The organism is Embleya scabrispora (assembly GCF_002024165.1).
In the GTDB taxonomy this organism is placed as follows: Bacteria; Actinomycetota; Actinomycetes; order Streptomycetales; family Streptomycetaceae; genus Embleya; species Embleya scabrispora_A.
The window spans coordinates 4,552,667-4,567,758 of record NZ_MWQN01000001.1; the positions used below are offsets into that span (position 1 = coordinate 4,552,667).

Genomic DNA, 15,092 nt, shown 5'->3' on the forward strand with positions numbered 1-15,092 from the left:
TGCCCACTTCGCGTGCATCTCAGCCGGGTGGGATGGGGCTCGACGACCAGGTCTACAACCGGTTGCTGCGCGAGCGGATCATCTTCCTCGGCTCGGTCGTCGAGGACCAGATCGCCAACGCGATCTCCGCCCAGCTTCTGCTGCTGAACGCGGAGGACCCGGAAAAGGACATCTGGCTCTACGTCAACTCGCCCGGTGGCTCCATCACCGCCGGTATGGCGATCTACGACACGATGCAGTGGATCAGCAACGATGTCGCGACCGTCGCGATGGGCCTGGCCGCCTCGATGGGCCAGTTCCTGTTGACCGCCGGAGCCCCCGGCAAGCGCATCGCGCTGGCCAACTCCGAGATCCTGATGCACCAGCCGTCCGCCGGCCTCGGCGGCTCGGCGTCCGACATCAAGATCCAGGCCGAGCAGCTGCTGCGCACCAAGCGCAAGATGACTCGCCTGATCGCACACCATTCCGGGCAGACCCCCGAGAAGATCGAGCACGACTCGGACCGCGACCGCTGGTTCTCCGCCGAAGAGGCCAAGGAATACGGCCTGGTGGACCACGTCGTTCGCAGTGCGGCCGAGGTTCCCAACACCGGCAGCACCAGCTGATCCCGGCGTCCGTACCGACCGACCGCACAGCCGACAAGCGCTGACGGCGGTCACCGGTCGCCCGGCAACCGAGTCGAGTCCGCAGTCCCGGAGGGCTGAGATTTCATGAACGACAATCTGTTCCACCGGCCCGAGGGCCTGGCACCCCTGGCCTCGCGCAGCGCCGAGAGCCGCTATGTCCTGCCGCGCTTCATCGAGCGCACGTCGCAGGGCTACCGCGAGCAGGACCCGTACACCAAGCTGTTCGAAGAGCGGATCATCTTCCTCGGCGTCCAGGTCGACGACGCGTCGGCCAACGACGTGATGGCGCAGCTCCTGACGCTCGAGTCGATGGACCCCGATCGGGACATCTCGATGTACATCAACTCGCCCGGCGGGTCCTTCACGGCGCTCACCGCGATCTACGACACGATGCAGTTCGTGCGCCCCGACATCCAGACGGTGTGCATGGGCCAGGCGGCCTCCGCCGCGGCCGTGCTGCTCGCCGCGGGAACTCCGGGCAAGCGAATGGCGCTGCCGAACTCCCGCATTCTCATCCACCAGCCGTACAGTGAAACCGGGCGCGCGCAAGTCAGCGACCTGGAGATCCAGGCTCGTGAGATCCAGCGCATGCGCACCATGCTGGAGACGATGCTCGCCAAGCACACGACCAAGCCGATCGAGCAGATTCGCGACGACATCGAGCGCGACAAGATTCTGACGGCCGAAGAGGCGCTCGCGTACGGCCTCATCGACGAGATCACGGCACCTCGGAAGGTCGTCGGCTAGTGTCCCCGCCCGGTCGGCGGCTTGCCGCCGACCGGACAACGGTGACCGGTTGATGGTCAAAACCGGGGGAAACCGGGGGAGCGGAGATTCCGGCGGGGTACCGTCGAAAGACCAGGCACCAGGTCCGGTACATCCGGGGCCCAGGCGAAGGAGATGCACCTCGTGGCACGCATCGGTGACGGTGGCGACCTGCTCAAGTGCTCGTTCTGTGGAAAGAGCCAGAAGCAGGTGAAGAAGCTCATTGCCGGTCCGGGTGTCTACATCTGCGACGAGTGCATCGACCTGTGCAACGAGATCATCGAGGAGGAGCTCTCCGAGTCCTCCGAGTTGAAGTTCGAGGAGCTTCCCAAGCCGCGGGAGATCTACGAATTCCTCGACGGCTACGTGGTCGGGCAGGAAGTCGCCAAGAAGGCGCTTTCGGTGGCGGTGTACAACCACTACAAGCGGGTCCAGGCCGGCGAGGCGGGCAAGGCCTCGCGCGACGACGGCGTGGAGTTGGCCAAGTCGAACATCCTGCTGCTCGGGCCGACCGGCTGCGGCAAGACGCTCCTGGCGCAGACCCTGGCGCGGATGCTCAACGTGCCGTTCGCCATCGCCGACGCGACCGCGCTCACCGAGGCGGGCTACGTCGGCGAGGATGTGGAGAACATCCTCCTCAAGCTGATCCAGGCGGCCGACTACGACGTCAAGAAGGCCGAGACCGGGATCATCTACATCGACGAGGTGGACAAGATCGCTCGCAAGAGCGAGAACCCCTCGATCACCCGCGACGTGTCCGGCGAGGGTGTCCAGCAGGCGCTGCTGAAGATCATCGAGGGCACCACCGCGAGTGTGCCGCCGCAGGGCGGGCGCAAGCACCCGCACCAGGAGTTCATCCAGATCGACACGACGAACGTGCTGTTCATCGTGGGCGGCGCGTTCGCCGGCCTGGAGAAGATCATCGAGGGCCGGGTCGGTCGCAAGGGCATCGGCTTCGGCGCGCAGATCCGCTCCAAGCGCGATGTGGAGAGCGCCGACTCGTTCGCCGACGTGATGCCCGAGGACCTGCTCAAGTTCGGCATGATCCCCGAGTTCATCGGCCGACTGCCGGTGCTCACCTCGGTGCACAACCTGGACCGCGAGGCGCTGATCCAGATCCTGACCGAGCCCAAGAACGCGCTGGTCAAGCAGTACCGCCGGCTGTTCGAACTCGACGGCGTCGAGTTGGACTTCGAGATGGAGGCGCTGGAGGCGATCGCCGATCAGGCGATCATGCGCGGCACCGGTGCCCGCGGCCTGCGCGCGATCCTCGAAGAGGTGCTCCAGTCGGTGATGTACGAGGTCCCGTCCCGCAAGGACGTGGCCCGCGTGGTGGTCACCGACCAGGTGGTGCTCAAGCACGTCAACCCCACGCTGGTGCCGCGCGACGTGGTCAAGCGCGAGCGGCGCGACAAGAGCGCCTGATCGAGGCCGGGTCGGGCCGGCGTGCCGGCCCCGACCCCGATGGCCTATCGGGCGGTACCCGCGTACACGTTGGCGATCACCAGGCGGGCGTGGGCCGTGCCCGCGCCGTCGCTGACGTAGATCAGATCGTGCTCGTCGCCCCACAGGCACATCGCCGTGGTGGGGTTGTGCCAGCACCGGAGCAGCCCCGGCGGACCGCCGGGCACCGGCGCCTCCTCGGGCGTCGCGACCGCCGGTACGAAGTCCCTGACGTAGGCCATCGGCGCCGTCTCGCGCCTGCTCGCCAGGGTCAGCAACACCGTCTCCCGGGTCTGTGCGCCGCCGAAGACCTCGGTGCGCACGTCGGTGAAGGTGCGGGCCATCGTCGCGGACAACTCGGCCACCGCAGGCGGGAGTTCGGTGCGGGCCACCGGCCCGCGGCCCTCGATCGCGGCAGGCATCGCGAGCGGCCCGGACATCCGTGCGGCGGCCGGTGCGGTGGGCAGGCCACGCGGTGTGCGGGCCCCGTCGCCGCCGGTGTCCAGGAGCAGCAGCACGGTCACCACGGCGGCGGTCACCACCAGCGCGCTGCCGAGTACGCCGGCCAGGAGCACGAGCCGTTCCCGCGACCGGCTCCCGCCCGGGTCCGGGTGGCCCGGCGGGCCGAACGGATACCCCGCCCCGCCCGTCCCGGGCCCCTGCCCGCCGCCGTATCCGTCGCCCATCGCCCCCACCGCCCCGTGGTCCGGCCGTACGTCATCGGTACCCGGTACAACGACGGCGGGGCCGCGAGGCGACGCGCGAACCGGTGTTCGACCGGCCGGGCCCGCGCGTCGCCGACGGGCGCTACTTCTCCAGGTCCGCGCGCATCGCCTTGAACTTCACCGCGGCCTGGTCCGCCGACAACCGGTCGAAGTACGCGACGGCCGTGGTGTACCGGTCCGCCCATCCGCAGATCGCCGCCGGCCGGGCGTCCTGGGCCGGTACACACTCCAGGGTGCCGCCCAGCGGGCCCGGGTCGTAGCCCTTCATGGAGAGCCCCGCCGGAACGCCGCCCTCGGTGGCGTTCACGTGGTCGACCATGCCGCGGACCATGTGCTCCAGGCGCTTCCCGTCGATCCCGGTCATCCCGTCCACCCCGACGAACAACACCGAGCGCGGGCCGGACCCGGCCGCGCCGTACGCCGCGACCAGTACGTTGTTCGCCGGCGAGCGCACCTCGCCCGGATCGACCGGGACGTCGCTCGGCCCGTCCGGCAGCCGGACCAGGCCACCGGCCTGGGCGGACGGCCGGAGCCGCGGGACACCGTCCGAGCCGGCCGGCCGGCCCGACGGGGCCGACGTCGACGGCGCGGTCGACACGTTCTTGCCGGGCGGCAGGGTCGGCGGCTTCGTGACGGTCGCGGTCGACAGGACCTTCTCCGGCGGCGCCGTCGTGGCGGCCTGTGCCGGGCCGCTCTTGTCGTCCTTGTCGTCCTTGGCCCCGCAACCCGTCAGCACGGTGGCCCCGAGCAGCGAGAAGGTGGCGGCGGTGAGCAGTGTCGCGGTGCGAGTACGCACGAAGATCCCCCCGGATTCGAGAACTCACGGACATCGGGCCGCTCCCGGCGCTGCGACCGACGCGTGATCGGCGAAACCGGAACGGCTTGTACCGCAAGCTAGCGGTGCCCGCCGGCCGGCGGGGTCGCGGTGACAGCACGGTGACAAGCGCGAGACGTCGTCGACGCGAAACCGGCCCGCGCCGGCCGCGTCGTCGCCCCCCGCCCGCCGCCCGCCCGCCGTCGGCTTGCCGCGTCGAAGGCGCCCACGCGCCTTCCGTAGACTGGGGCGGTGACCGAGAACACCACTCCCGCAGCCGCTGCCGCCGAGCAGCCGCAGGCCCTTCCCTCCCAGTACACCCCCGCCGAGGTAGAGGGGAAACTGTACGAGCGCTGGGTAGCCGCGGGTTGGTTCGAGGCCGACGCCAAGAGCGACAAGCCGCCGTACACGATCGTCATCCCGCCGCCGAACGTGACCGGGCAGTTGCACCTCGGTCACGCGTTCCAGCACACGCTGATGGACGCGCTCACCCGCCGCAAGCGCATGCAGGGCTTCGAGGCGCTGTGGCTGCCCGGCATGGACCACGCCGGCATCGCCACCCAGAACGTGGTCGAGCGCGAACTGGCCAAGGAGGGCAAGTCGCGGCACGACCTGGGCCGCGAGGCGTTCGTGGACCGGGTCTGGCAGTGGAAGGAAGAGTACGGCGGGCGGATCCTCGGCCAGATGCGCCGGCTCGGCGACGGCGTCGACTGGTCGCGCGAGCGGTTCACCATGGACGAGGGCCTGTCCCGGGCCGTGCAGACCATCTTCAAGCGGCTCTACGACGACGAGCTGATCTACCGCGCCGAGCGCATCATCAACTGGTGCCCGCGCTGTCTGACCGCGATCTCCGACATCGAGGTCGAGCACCAGGACGACGAGGGCGAGCTGGTCTCGATTCGCTACGGCGACGGCGACGCCTCGATCGTGGTGGCCACCACCCGCGCCGAGACCATGCTCGGCGACACGGCCGTCGCGGTGCACCCGAGCGACGAGCGCTACGCGCACCTGGTCGGCACCGAGATCGAACTGCCGCTCACCGGTCGGCGGATCCCGATCGTGGCCGACGAGCACGTGGACCCCGAGTTCGGCACCGGCGCGGTCAAGGTGACCCCGGCGCACGACCCGAACGACTTCGAGATCGGCCGCCGGCACGACCTGCCGATGCCGACGATCATGGACGAGCGCGCGATGGTCACCGCGCACGGCCCGTTCCAGGGCCTGGACCGCTACGAGGCCCGCTTCGCCATCGTGGCCGCGCTGCGCGAGCAGGGCCGGATCGTCGCCGAGAAGCGCCCGTACACACACGCCGTGGGGCACTGCTCGCGCTGCAAGACCACGGTGGAGCCGCGCCTGTCGATGCAGTGGTGGGTCAGGGTCGAGCCGCTGGCCAAGGCCGCCGGCGACGCGGTGCGCGACGGCCGGGTGGCCATCCACCCGCAGGAGTTGGCCGGGCGCTACTTCGCCTGGGTCGACAACATGCACGACTGGTGCATCTCGCGGCAGCTGTGGTGGGGCCACCGCATCCCGGTCTGGTACGGCCCGAACGGCGAGACGGTCTGCGTGGGCCCGGACGACGAGGCGCCCACCGGCGAGGGCTGGACGCAGGACACCGACGTGCTGGACACGTGGTTCTCCTCCGGCCTGTGGCCCTTCTCCACCCTCGGCTGGCCCGAACAGACCGCCGACCTGGCCAAGTTCTATCCGACCGACGTGCTGCTCACCGGTCACGACATCATCTTCTTCTGGGTGGCCCGGATGATGATGTTCGGCCTGTACGCGATGGACGGGCAGGCGCCGTTCCACACCATCACGCTCACCGGCCTGGTCCGCGACCAGTTCGGCAAGAAGATGTCCAAGTCGTTCGGCAACGTGGTCGACCCGATCGACTGGATGGACGCGTACGGCACCGACGCGCTGCGCTTCACCCTGGCCCGCGGCGCCAACCCGGGCACCGACGTGCCGATCGGCGAGGACTGGGTCCAGGGCTCGCGCAACTTCTGCAACAAGATCTGGAACGCCACCCGGTTCGCGCTGATGAACGGCGCCACCGTCGAGGGCCCGATGCCGGCCGCCGAGCACCTGTCGGCGACCGACCGCTGGATCCTGTCCCGCCTGGACGCGGTGGTGGCGGAGGTGGACGCCTACTACGAGGACTACCAGTTCGCGAAGCTCTCCGACACGCTGTTCCACTTCGCCTGGGACGAGGTCTTCGACTGGTACGTGGAGCTGGCCAAACTCCCGCTGAACGGCGACGACGAGGCCGCGGCCGGGGCCACCCGGCGCGTGCTCGGCCACGTGCTCGACGTGACGCTGCGGCTGCTGCACCCGGTCGTGCCGTTCGTCACCGAGGAGTTGTGGACCACGCTCACCGGCGGCGAGTCGCTGGTGGTGGCCGAGTGGCCGGCACCGAGCGGGTTCGCCGACCCGGCCGCCGAGGCCGAGATCACCACCCTTCGGCAGGTGGTCACCGAGGTCCGCCGCTTCCGCTCGGACCAGGGCCTCAAGCCCGGCCAGCGGGTGCCGGCCAACATCTCGCTCGCGGGCACCACGATCGCCGCGCACGAGGCGGCGCTGCGTCAGCTCGCCCGCTGCACGCCGGCCGGCGAGGGCTTCTCGGCGACCACGTCCTTCCCGGTCGCGGGCGCCCTGATCGAGCTGGACCTGTCCGGCGCGATCGACTTCGCCGCCGAGCGCAAGCGGCTGTCCAAGGACTTGGCCGAGGCGGAGAAGGTCCGCGACGTGAACACCAAGAAGCTCGGCAACGCGGGCTTCCTGGCCAAGGCCGCCCCCGACGTGGTGGACAAGGTCCGGGAGAAGCTGGCCGGCGCCGAGGCAGACATCGCACGCATCCGGGGCCAGCTCGACCGGCTGCCCTCGGCCTGACCCGTACGGCCGCGCGGCCCGGACACCCCGGGCCGCGCACAGGGCCGGCACTCGGCCGGCTCCCGAAGAACTCGATCAGAACCGGTGACACCTGTGACAGACCCCGCCGAGGCCCTGGCCGCACAGCGCGCCGTCGAGGCCGAACTGGTCGGGCGCTGGCCCGAGACCAAGCTCGACCCCTCCACCGAACGTGTCGTCGCGCTGATGGACGTGCTCGGCCAACCCCAGCGGGCCTACCCGGTCATCCACATCACCGGCACCAACGGCAAGACCAGCACGGCCCGGATGATCGAGAGCCTGCTGGGCGCCCTGCGGCTGCGCACCGGCCGCTACACCAGCCCGCACGTCGAGTCGATGACCGAGCGGATCAGCCTGGACGGCGAGCCGATCAGCGCCGAACGCTTCGTCGAGACCTACCGCGACATCCAGCCCTACGTCGACATCGTCGACGCCGCGCAGCAGCATCGGTTGTCCTTCTTCGAGGTGCTCACCGCCATGGCGTACGCGGCGTTCGCCGACGCGCCGGTGGACGTGGCGGTGGTCGAGGTCGGCATGGGCGGCACCTGGGACGCGACCAACGTGGTCGACGGCACGGTGGCGGTGGTCACCCCGATCGCGGTCGACCACGCCAACCGGCTCGGCTCGACGCCCGGCGAGATCGCGGTGGAGAAGGCCGGGATCATCAAGAAGGACAGCCTGGTGGTGCTGGCCCGGCAACCGGCCGACGCCGCCGAGTCGCTGCTGCGGCGCGCGGTCGAGGTGGACGCGACGGTGGCCCGCGAGGGCATGGAGTTCGGCGTGGTCCGGCGCGACCTCGCGGTGGGCGGCCAGTTGCTCACCCTGCGCGGCCTGGCGGGGGAGTACGAGGACGTCTTCCTGCCGCTGCACGGCATGCACCAGGCGGAGAACGCCGCGGTGGCGCTGGCCGCGGTGGAGGCGTTCCTGGGCGTCGGCACGGCCGACCGACCCGGGCTCACCGGCGCCGGCGCGCTGGACGCCGACCTGGTCCGCGAGGCGTTCGCGTCGGTCACCTCCCCGGGGCGGCTCGAGGTGGTCCGACGCAGCCCCACCGTGCTGATCGACGCCGCGCACAACCCCGCCGGCGCCCTGGCCACCGCCCGCGCGATGACCGACTCGTTCGACTTCCGGCACCTGGTGGGGGTGGTCGCGGTGATGGCCGACAAGGACGTCAGAGGCGTCCTGGAGGCCCTGGAACCGGTGCTCGCCGAGGTCGTGGTCACGCAGAACTCGCAGCCGCGCGCGATGCCCGTCGACGAACTCGCCGCGCTCGCCGTCGAGGTCTTCGGCGCCGACCGGGTGGACGTACAACCCGCGCTGCCCGACGCGATCGAGGCCGCGGTCACGCTGGCCGAGGAGGAGGGCGACCTCGGCGGCGCCGGCGTCCTGATCACCGGCTCGGTGGTCACCGTCGGCGAGGCGCGGGTGTTGCTCAAGGGCGGCGCACGCGAGGCCGGAGCCGGCCGGACCGACGGAAAGGGCGCCTGATGCGCGCGCTGTGCTCGACCCACCTGATCGGCCAGGCCCTGGTGATCTGCCTGGCCGCGCTGGTCGCCATGCAACTCACCGACATCTCCACCGGGGTGTTGTGGGCGGTCGCGGGGCCCTCGGCCCTGGTGTGCGTGTGGTTGTGCGCCAAGCTCAAGGAGCCGTGGGCGATCACGGCGGGCTGGGTGCTCCAGGCCGGCCTGTTCCTGACCGGTTTCGTGGTCCCGATGATGTTCCTGATCGGCGTGGTGTTCGGCCTCATCTGGTACGGCTGCATCCGGGTCGGGCGGATCATCGACGCCGCCAAGGCCGCCCGCGAGGCCACGGCCGAGTGATCCGGGATACGGCCGAAAGGTCCGGGCGTTACCCCGGATAGGCTCTGGGCGTTGACCCATTCGTAGGGTCGCGACACCCGTACGTCGCAACATCCGTACGGTGCGACACCCGTATCGAGTCCCCCTCCGATCAAGCAAGGAGCCCCATGTCCGAGCGCACGCTCGTCCTGGTCAAGCCGGACGGAGTCCGGCGCGGTCTCGTCGGCGAGGTCATCGGCCGCATCGAGCGCAAGGGCTTCACCCTGACCGCGCTCGATCTGCGCGTGATGGACCGCGAGACGATCGAGCGGCACTACGCCGAGCACGAGGGCAAGCCGTTCTACGCCCCGCTCGTGGAGTTCATGACCTCGGCGCCGTCGGTGGCGATGATCGTCGAGGGCGAACGCGTGATCGAGTCGTTCCGCGCACTCGCGGGCGTCACCGACCCGATCAAGGCCCTCCCGGGCACGATTCGCGGCGACTTCGCCACCATCACCCGGGAGAACATCGTGCACGGCTCCGACTCGGTGGACTCGGCCGAGCGCGAGATCAAGAACTTCTTCCCCGAGCACGCCTGACGGTTCGGCCGCGGTGCCCCGGTGCGCGCTTCCCACGATCGCGACCCGCGCACCGGGCCGGACCCCGTGCCGAGACGATCCCCGGCGCCGCGCGACGCGCGCGGGCCGCACCGGGCGTCGAAATTTTTTACGGACCCGCCGGGCGCGCCCGCGCGCGAGCGCGAGAGTGCCGATCGGGCGCCGCGCGTGCGCTGTTAGAGGGAAATCCCTCCATTCCCCGCGCGTGGCACGCAACCCCTCGCCCGGTGATCACGTCATGGTGGATGGAGGGTGCAGCCGTGCCCCGGAACATCGCGGTTCTGTCGCCGTTACTCCGTGCCTACGATTGTGGTCGGCCGGTTCGGCGTCCCGGACGTGACGTCCTCCGGCCGGCTCATGTCCTCATGGCTACGAGCTCGGGAAGGCCCTAGGTTTTTTTATGGCGAACAACTTGTCGTTCATCGGTCGTGACATGGCGGTCGACCTCGGTACGGCCAACACGCTGGTGTACGTCAGAGGCCGCGGCATCGTGTTGAACGAGCCGTCGGTGGTCGCCAAGAACACCACGACCGGGGGCATCCTGGCGGTCGGCGCCGAGGCGAAGAAGATGATCGGGCGCACGCCCGGCAACATCGTGGCGATCCGACCGCTCAAGGACGGCGTGATCGCCGACTTCGAGATCACCGAGCGGATGTTGCGCTACTTCATCCTCAAGGTGCACCGCCGCCGCTACCTGGCCCGGCCGCGCGTGGTGATCTGCGTGCCCTCCGGCATCACCGGCGTCGAGCGCCGCGCGGTGGTGGAGGCGTCCAGCCAGGCCGGCGCGCGCAGCGTGCACATCATCGAGGAACCCATGGCCGCCGCGATCGGTGCCGGCCTGCCGGTGCACGAGGCGACCGGCAACATGGTCGTCGACATCGGCGGCGGCACCACCGAGGTGGCGGTGATCTCGCTCGGCGGGATCGTCACCGCGCAGTCGATCCGGGTGGCGGGCGACGAGTTGGACAACGCGATCATCGCCTACGTCAAGAAGGAATACTCGCTGCTGTTGGGCGAGCGCAGTGCCGAGGAAATCAAGATGTCGATCGGCTCGGCCTTCGACCTCGGCGAGGACGAGCACAGCGAGATCCGCGGCCGCGACCTGGTCAGCGGGCTGCCGAAGACGATCGTGATCTCCACCTCCGAGGTCCGCAAGGCCATCGAGGAACCGGTCAACACCGTCGTGGACGCGGTCAAGAGCACCCTGGACCAGTGTCCGCCCGAACTCGCCGGCGACGTGATGGATCGCGGCATCGTGCTCACCGGTGGCGGCGCCCTGCTGCGCGGCCTCGACGAGCGGCTGCGGACCGAGACCGGCATGCCGATCCACATCGCCGACAACCCGCTGGACTCGGTGGCTCTGGGCGCGGGCAAGTGCGTCGAGGAGTACGAGAAGCTTCAGCAGGTACTGGACGCCCAACCGCGCCGCTGACCGAGGAGACGGAGGCGGCCGACCGTACGCGCCGCCCTCCGTGCCCGATCCGGCGCGGCCACACACCACAACTGCCCACCAGCGCCGCAATGTACGAAAGGGGCGGGCGCGCATCGTGAGGGACTCCCGGCATGGTCGGCTGGTCCTCGTGCTGCTGCTGGCGATCTCTTTCGCCCTCATCACCGTGGACATCCGCGGTGGCCGGAACTCGCCCATCGCGAACGTGCGCGACTGGGCCTCGGCCGTGTTCGGTCCCGCCGAACGCGGCGTGTCCGCCGCCGTGGACCCCGTCGGCCGGGCCGTGAACGCGGTCAAGGACGCGGGTTCCCACGAGGGCGAGAAGAAGCGCCTGCAGGACGAGAACGCCAAACTCCGGCAACAGGTCGACAACATCCAGTTCGACCGCAACCGCGCGGCCGAACTCGACAAACTGCTCAAGGTCTCGGCGGCCGGCCAGTATCGGATCAAGCCCGCGCGGGTGGTCGCCATCGGCCCCGCCCAGGGCTTCTCCTGGACGGTCACCATCGACGCGGGCGCCGGCGACGGCATCAAGCCCGACATGACCGTGATCAACGGCGACGGTCTGGTCGGGCGGGTGACCCAGGTCGGCCCGATGACCTCGACCGTACTGCTCGCCACCGACCCCGGATTCTCGGTCGGCTCGCGCCTGGCGGGGTCGATGGAGATAGGGATCACTTCCGGCCGCGGCAGCAAGCCGATGAACCTCAAGCTGCTCAACGGACAGGCCCAGGTCAAAAAGGGCGACCGGCTGGTGACGTTCGGATCGCAGGGCGGCAAGCCGTTCGTGCCGGGCGTGCCGGTGGGCGAGGTCGCCCAGGTGCGCAACACCCCGGGCGAGTTGACCCGCAGCGTCGAGGTGAAGTCGTACGTGCACTTCTCCAGCCTGGACACGGTGGGCGTGGTGATCGAGCCGCCGCGCACCGATCCGCGCGACTCGATACTGCCGCCCGCGCCGACCCCGGAGACGCCCGCGCCGCCCCCCGCCCAGCAGGCGCCGCCCGCGCCGCCCGCGCCGCCGGCGAGCACCGAGCCGCCGCGCGGCGCCTCGGCCGCGAAGCCGGCCACGGCGGGCAACCGCAGTACCAACGCCAAGCCGCCGGCCGGCGGCACGACCCCATCGACCGGAAGGGACTGAGACGGTGCGGATCTCCCGCGTGTTCTACGCCGCGTTGCTGATCGTCGTCGCCCTCGTGGTCCAGGTGAGCGTGCTCGCCCGGCTCGGTCTGCCCGGCGCGGTGCCGGACCTGCTGCTGTTGGTGGTGGTCGGACTCGCGCTGACGTACGGGCCGACCTCGGGGTGCGTGATCGGCTTCGCGGCGGGCCTGTGCGCGGACCTCGCGCCGCCGGCGGACCACGCGGCCGGCCGGTACGCGTTCGTGTTGTGCCTGACCGGTTACGTGGCGGGCATGTTCGCCTCCCGCAACCCCCGGCGCTCGGTGCTCACCCCGATCGCGGTGATCGCGATCGCCGCGGCGGGCACCACGGTGCTCTACGCGGCGGTCGGCGCGCTGGTCGGCGACGGGGCGGTGCGCGAGGTGGGGCTGACGAAGCTGCTGCTGACCGCGGTGCTCTACGACGCGATCCTGGCCCCGTTCGTGGTCCCGTGGGTGATGGCGCTGGCCCGCAAGGTGGATCCGAAACCGCTGCTCTCGGGCCTGTCCCGGTAGGGGGTGACCGAGCCAGATGCGCAAGAAGTACATGCCCAGCCTGCTCAACGCCGGGCGATCGCGGGGCGACGGCGCACATACCGTGCGCGCCCGGATGGTCATCCTGCTGATCCTGGTCCTGTCGCTGATGATCACCCTCTTCGGCCGGCTCTGGTACCTCCAGATCCGCGAGGGCGACCACTACGCGGCGGCGGCCTCGCAGAACGCGGTCCGGGACGTGGTGACACCAGCGGTGCGCGGCCGGATCCTCGACGACAAGGGCCGACCGCTGGTGAACAACCGCACCGCGCTGGTGGTGTCGGTCAGCCGTACCGAGTTGATGCGCATGCCGGACCTGGGTACGGCCGTGCTGACCCGGCTGGCCAAGGTGTTGGAACTGCCGGTCGACGAGGTCAAGGCACGCACCCGGCTGTGTGAGCGCAACGTGCCCAAGCCGTGCTGGAACGGCTCGCCGTACCAGCCGATCCCGGTCACGGACAACGCCACCACCCAGCAGGCGCTGACCATCATGGAGCACCGCGAGGAGTTCCCCGGGGTGACCGCCGAGCCCACCGCCGTGCGCCAGTACCCGGCGCCCGAGGGGGCCAACGGCGCGCACGTGGTCGGCTACCTCTCGCCGGTCTCCGACGACGAGTTGAGCAAGCAGAAGGCCGAGGGCAAGAAGGACCTCCAGCGCGCCGACGAGGTCGGCCGCAGCGGTCTGGAGCGCACCTACGACGCCGACCTGCGCGGCAAGTCCGGGGTCACCGGGCTGTCCGTCGACCACCTGGGCCGGGTCACCGGCACCGTCTCGGAGACGCCGCCGGTGGCCGGAAACCACCTGGTCACCAGCATCGACGCGAAGATCCAGGCGATCACCGAGCAGCAGTTGGACGAGGCGATGAAGCGGGCGCGCGCGACCTTCGACGCGGGCAACACGCACAAGAACTTCATCGCCGACGCGGGTGCGGCGGTGGTGCTGGACATCAAGACCGGGCGGGTGATCGCGATGGCGAGCGCGCCCAACTACGACCCGTCGGTGTGGGTGGGCGGCATCTCGCCGCAGGACTACAAGGCGCTCACCGACGAGAAGGCCGGCGTGCCGCTGGTGTCGCGGGCCATACAGGGTCAGTTCGCGCCGGGCTCGATCTTCAAGGTGATCTCGACCTCGGCCGCGGCCGAGTCGGGTTACTCCACCAAGGCCACCTACGACTGCTCGCCCAGCATCTCGGTCGGCGGCACGACCTTCAACAACCTGGAGTCCAGGGGTTACGGGCCGATCTCGCTCCAGCGCGCGCTGGAGGTCTCCTGCAACACCGTCTTCTACGGCATCGGCTACGACATGTGGCTCAAGGACGGCGGGATCTTCGGGAAGACCCCCAAGGACCCGATGGTGACCATGGCCAAGAACTACGGCCTGGGCGCCCCCACCGGCATCGACCTGCCCGGCGAGTCGGGCGGGCGGATCGCCGACCGGGCCTGGAAGAAGCGCAACTGGGAGCAGAACAAGGACGCGTGGTGCAAGCAGGGCAACACGGGCAACGAGTACGTGGACAAGATCGCCAAGGAGAACTGCGTCGACGGCTGGCAGTTCCGCGCCGGTGACGCGATCAACTTCGCGATCGGCCAGGGCGACACCACGGTGACCCCGTTGCAGATGGCCCGGGTGTACGCGGCGATCGCCAACGGCGGCACGTTGTGGAAGCCGACCATCGGCAAGGCGGTGGTCAGCCCGGACGGCAAGCTGGTGCGCGAGATCCAGCCACAGGCGGCGGGCAAGGTGCCGGTCGGCGACGCCACGATGAAGTACCTGCAGAACGCGCTGATCGGCGTCGAGATGAACGGCACCGCGGCCGGCGTGTTCGCCAACTGGCCGAACGCGCAGATGCCGATAGCGGCCAAGACCGGCACCGGCTCGGTGTACGGCAAGCAGAGCACGTCGTGGTTCGCCACCTACGGCGGGCCCAAGGACGGTCCGCAGTACGCCGTGGTGATGATGGTCAGCCAGGGCGGTACCGGCTCCGGCACCTCGGGTCCGTCGGTGCGCAAGATCTACGAGGCGCTGCTCGGCGTGGACGAGAAGGGCGCGATCGACCCGAGCAAGGCGCTGTTGCCCAGCCCGCCCGCGGACCTGCCGCACATCCAGGCGGACGGGACGGTGGCCTCGGTGTCCTTGCGCGCGCCGTCCTTCGTGTCGCCGCCGCATCCGCTCGGCGACGGCGACGGGCGCACGGTCGGTGTGTCGGCTTTCGGGCCCGGGGCGCTGCCGCCCGAGCGGGTGACCTACCGGACCGGGAGAGGGACATGAACCTGAACCT

At 70.2% G+C, this 15,092-nt stretch carries 11 protein-coding genes and 2 pseudogenes; 11 read left to right on the forward strand and 2 right to left on the reverse strand.

Features of this window, described 5'->3' with window-relative positions; genetic code table 11:
* Nucleotides 1–32 precede the first annotated feature (32 nt).
* From B4N89_RS51520 to clpX, 3 genes are all read left to right on the forward strand, one after another.
* Nucleotides 33–605, forward strand: coding sequence for an ATP-dependent Clp protease proteolytic subunit (locus B4N89_RS51520; protein ID WP_020550724.1), 573 nt, complete (start codon nt 33–35; stop codon nt 603–605).
* A 105-nt stretch (nt 606–710) separates the two neighbouring features.
* Complete coding sequence (locus tag B4N89_RS20140; protein WP_078977234.1) at nt 711–1,373, forward strand: ATP-dependent Clp protease proteolytic subunit; 663 nt, start codon at nt 711–713, stop codon at nt 1,371–1,373.
* 162 nt (nt 1,374–1,535) lie between these two features.
* On the forward strand, nt 1,536–2,816 hold the full coding sequence (gene clpX, locus B4N89_RS20145; protein WP_078979485.1) for an ATP-dependent Clp protease ATP-binding subunit ClpX: 1,281 nt from the start codon (nt 1,536–1,538) through the stop codon (nt 2,814–2,816).
* A 44-nt stretch (nt 2,817–2,860) separates the two neighbouring features.
* Here the strand turns inward: clpX and B4N89_RS20150 are convergent, their stop codons facing one another.
* Together B4N89_RS20150 and B4N89_RS20155 are read right to left on the reverse strand one after the other, a co-directional pair.
* Nucleotides 2,861–3,520 (reverse strand): hypothetical protein, encoded by a 660-nt coding sequence (locus tag B4N89_RS20150; RefSeq protein ID WP_078977235.1) that lies wholly within the window; start codon nt 3,518–3,520, stop codon nt 2,861–2,863.
* Between the two features lie 121 nt (nt 3,521–3,641).
* Nucleotides 3,642–4,355: a hypothetical protein gene (locus tag B4N89_RS20155; RefSeq protein WP_078977236.1), complete on the reverse strand. Its 714-nt coding sequence runs from the start codon at nt 4,353–4,355 to the stop codon at nt 3,642–3,644.
* Between the two features lie 270 nt (nt 4,356–4,625).
* On the opposite strand from B4N89_RS20155, the gene B4N89_RS20160 reads away from it, so the two are divergent.
* The 8 genes and pseudogenes from B4N89_RS20160 to mrdA all read left to right on the forward strand — a co-directional run bounded on the left by B4N89_RS20160 (nt 4,626) and on the right by mrdA (nt 15,082).
* Nucleotides 4,626–7,259, forward strand: a complete 2,634-nt coding sequence (locus tag B4N89_RS20160; protein WP_078977237.1) for a valine--tRNA ligase — start codon at nt 4,626–4,628, stop codon at nt 7,257–7,259.
* Nucleotides 7,260–7,313: 54 nt separating this feature from the next.
* Nucleotides 7,314–8,765 (forward strand): annotated as a pseudogene (gene folC, locus B4N89_RS20165) (bifunctional tetrahydrofolate synthase/dihydrofolate synthase); the annotation flags it as partial.
* Entirely contained in the window at nt 8,765–9,100 is a 336-nt protein-coding gene (locus B4N89_RS20170; RefSeq protein WP_078977239.1) for a DUF4233 domain-containing protein, read from the forward strand. The pseudogene folC and the gene B4N89_RS20170, both read left to right, overlap by 1 nt.
* Nucleotides 9,101–9,246: 146 nt before the next feature.
* Nucleotides 9,247–9,657 carry a nucleoside-diphosphate kinase gene (gene ndk / locus B4N89_RS20175; RefSeq protein WP_078977240.1) on the forward strand — a complete coding sequence of 137 codons (411 nt, stop codon included), beginning with the start codon at nt 9,247–9,249 and terminating at the stop codon, nt 9,655–9,657.
* Nucleotides 9,658–10,087: 430 nt separating this feature from the next.
* A complete protein-coding gene (locus B4N89_RS20180; protein WP_078979486.1) occupies nt 10,088–11,107 on the forward strand; it encodes a rod shape-determining protein in 1,020 nt (339 codons plus the stop codon).
* 115 nt (nt 11,108–11,222) lie between these two features.
* Nucleotides 11,223–12,263: a rod shape-determining protein MreC gene (gene mreC, locus B4N89_RS20185; protein ID WP_078977241.1), complete on the forward strand. Its 1,041-nt coding sequence runs from the start codon at nt 11,223–11,225 to the stop codon at nt 12,261–12,263.
* A 4-nt stretch (nt 12,264–12,267) separates the two neighbouring features.
* A pseudogene (mreD, locus tag B4N89_RS20190) lies at nt 12,268–12,774 on the forward strand (rod shape-determining protein MreD); the annotation flags it as partial.
* Between the two features lie 52 nt (nt 12,775–12,826).
* Nucleotides 12,827–15,082, forward strand: coding sequence for a penicillin-binding protein 2 (gene mrdA / locus B4N89_RS20195; protein ID WP_078979487.1), 2,256 nt, complete (start codon nt 12,827–12,829; stop codon nt 15,080–15,082).
* The last annotated feature ends 10 nt before the right edge of the window (nt 15,083–15,092 follow it).

Bases quoted from the DNA above. Each gene is read 5' to 3' on its own strand.
- B4N89_RS51520 (WP_020550724.1), top strand. From the start codon at position 33: ATGGGGCTCGACGACCAGGTCTACAACCGGTTGCTGCGCGAGCGGATC.
- B4N89_RS20140 (WP_078977234.1), top strand. From the start codon at position 711: ATGAACGACAATCTGTTCCACCGGCCCGAGGGCCTGGCACCCCTGGCC.
- B4N89_RS20150 (WP_078977235.1), bottom strand. From the start codon at position 3,520: ATGGGCGACGGATACGGCGGCGGGCAGGGGCCCGGGACGGGCGGGGCG.
- B4N89_RS20170 (WP_078977239.1), top strand. From the start codon at position 8,765: ATGCGCGCGCTGTGCTCGACCCACCTGATCGGCCAGGCCCTGGTGATC.
- ndk (WP_078977240.1), top strand. From the start codon at position 9,247: ATGTCCGAGCGCACGCTCGTCCTGGTCAAGCCGGACGGAGTCCGGCGC.
- mrdA (WP_078979487.1), top strand. From the start codon at position 12,827: ATGCCCAGCCTGCTCAACGCCGGGCGATCGCGGGGCGACGGCGCACAT.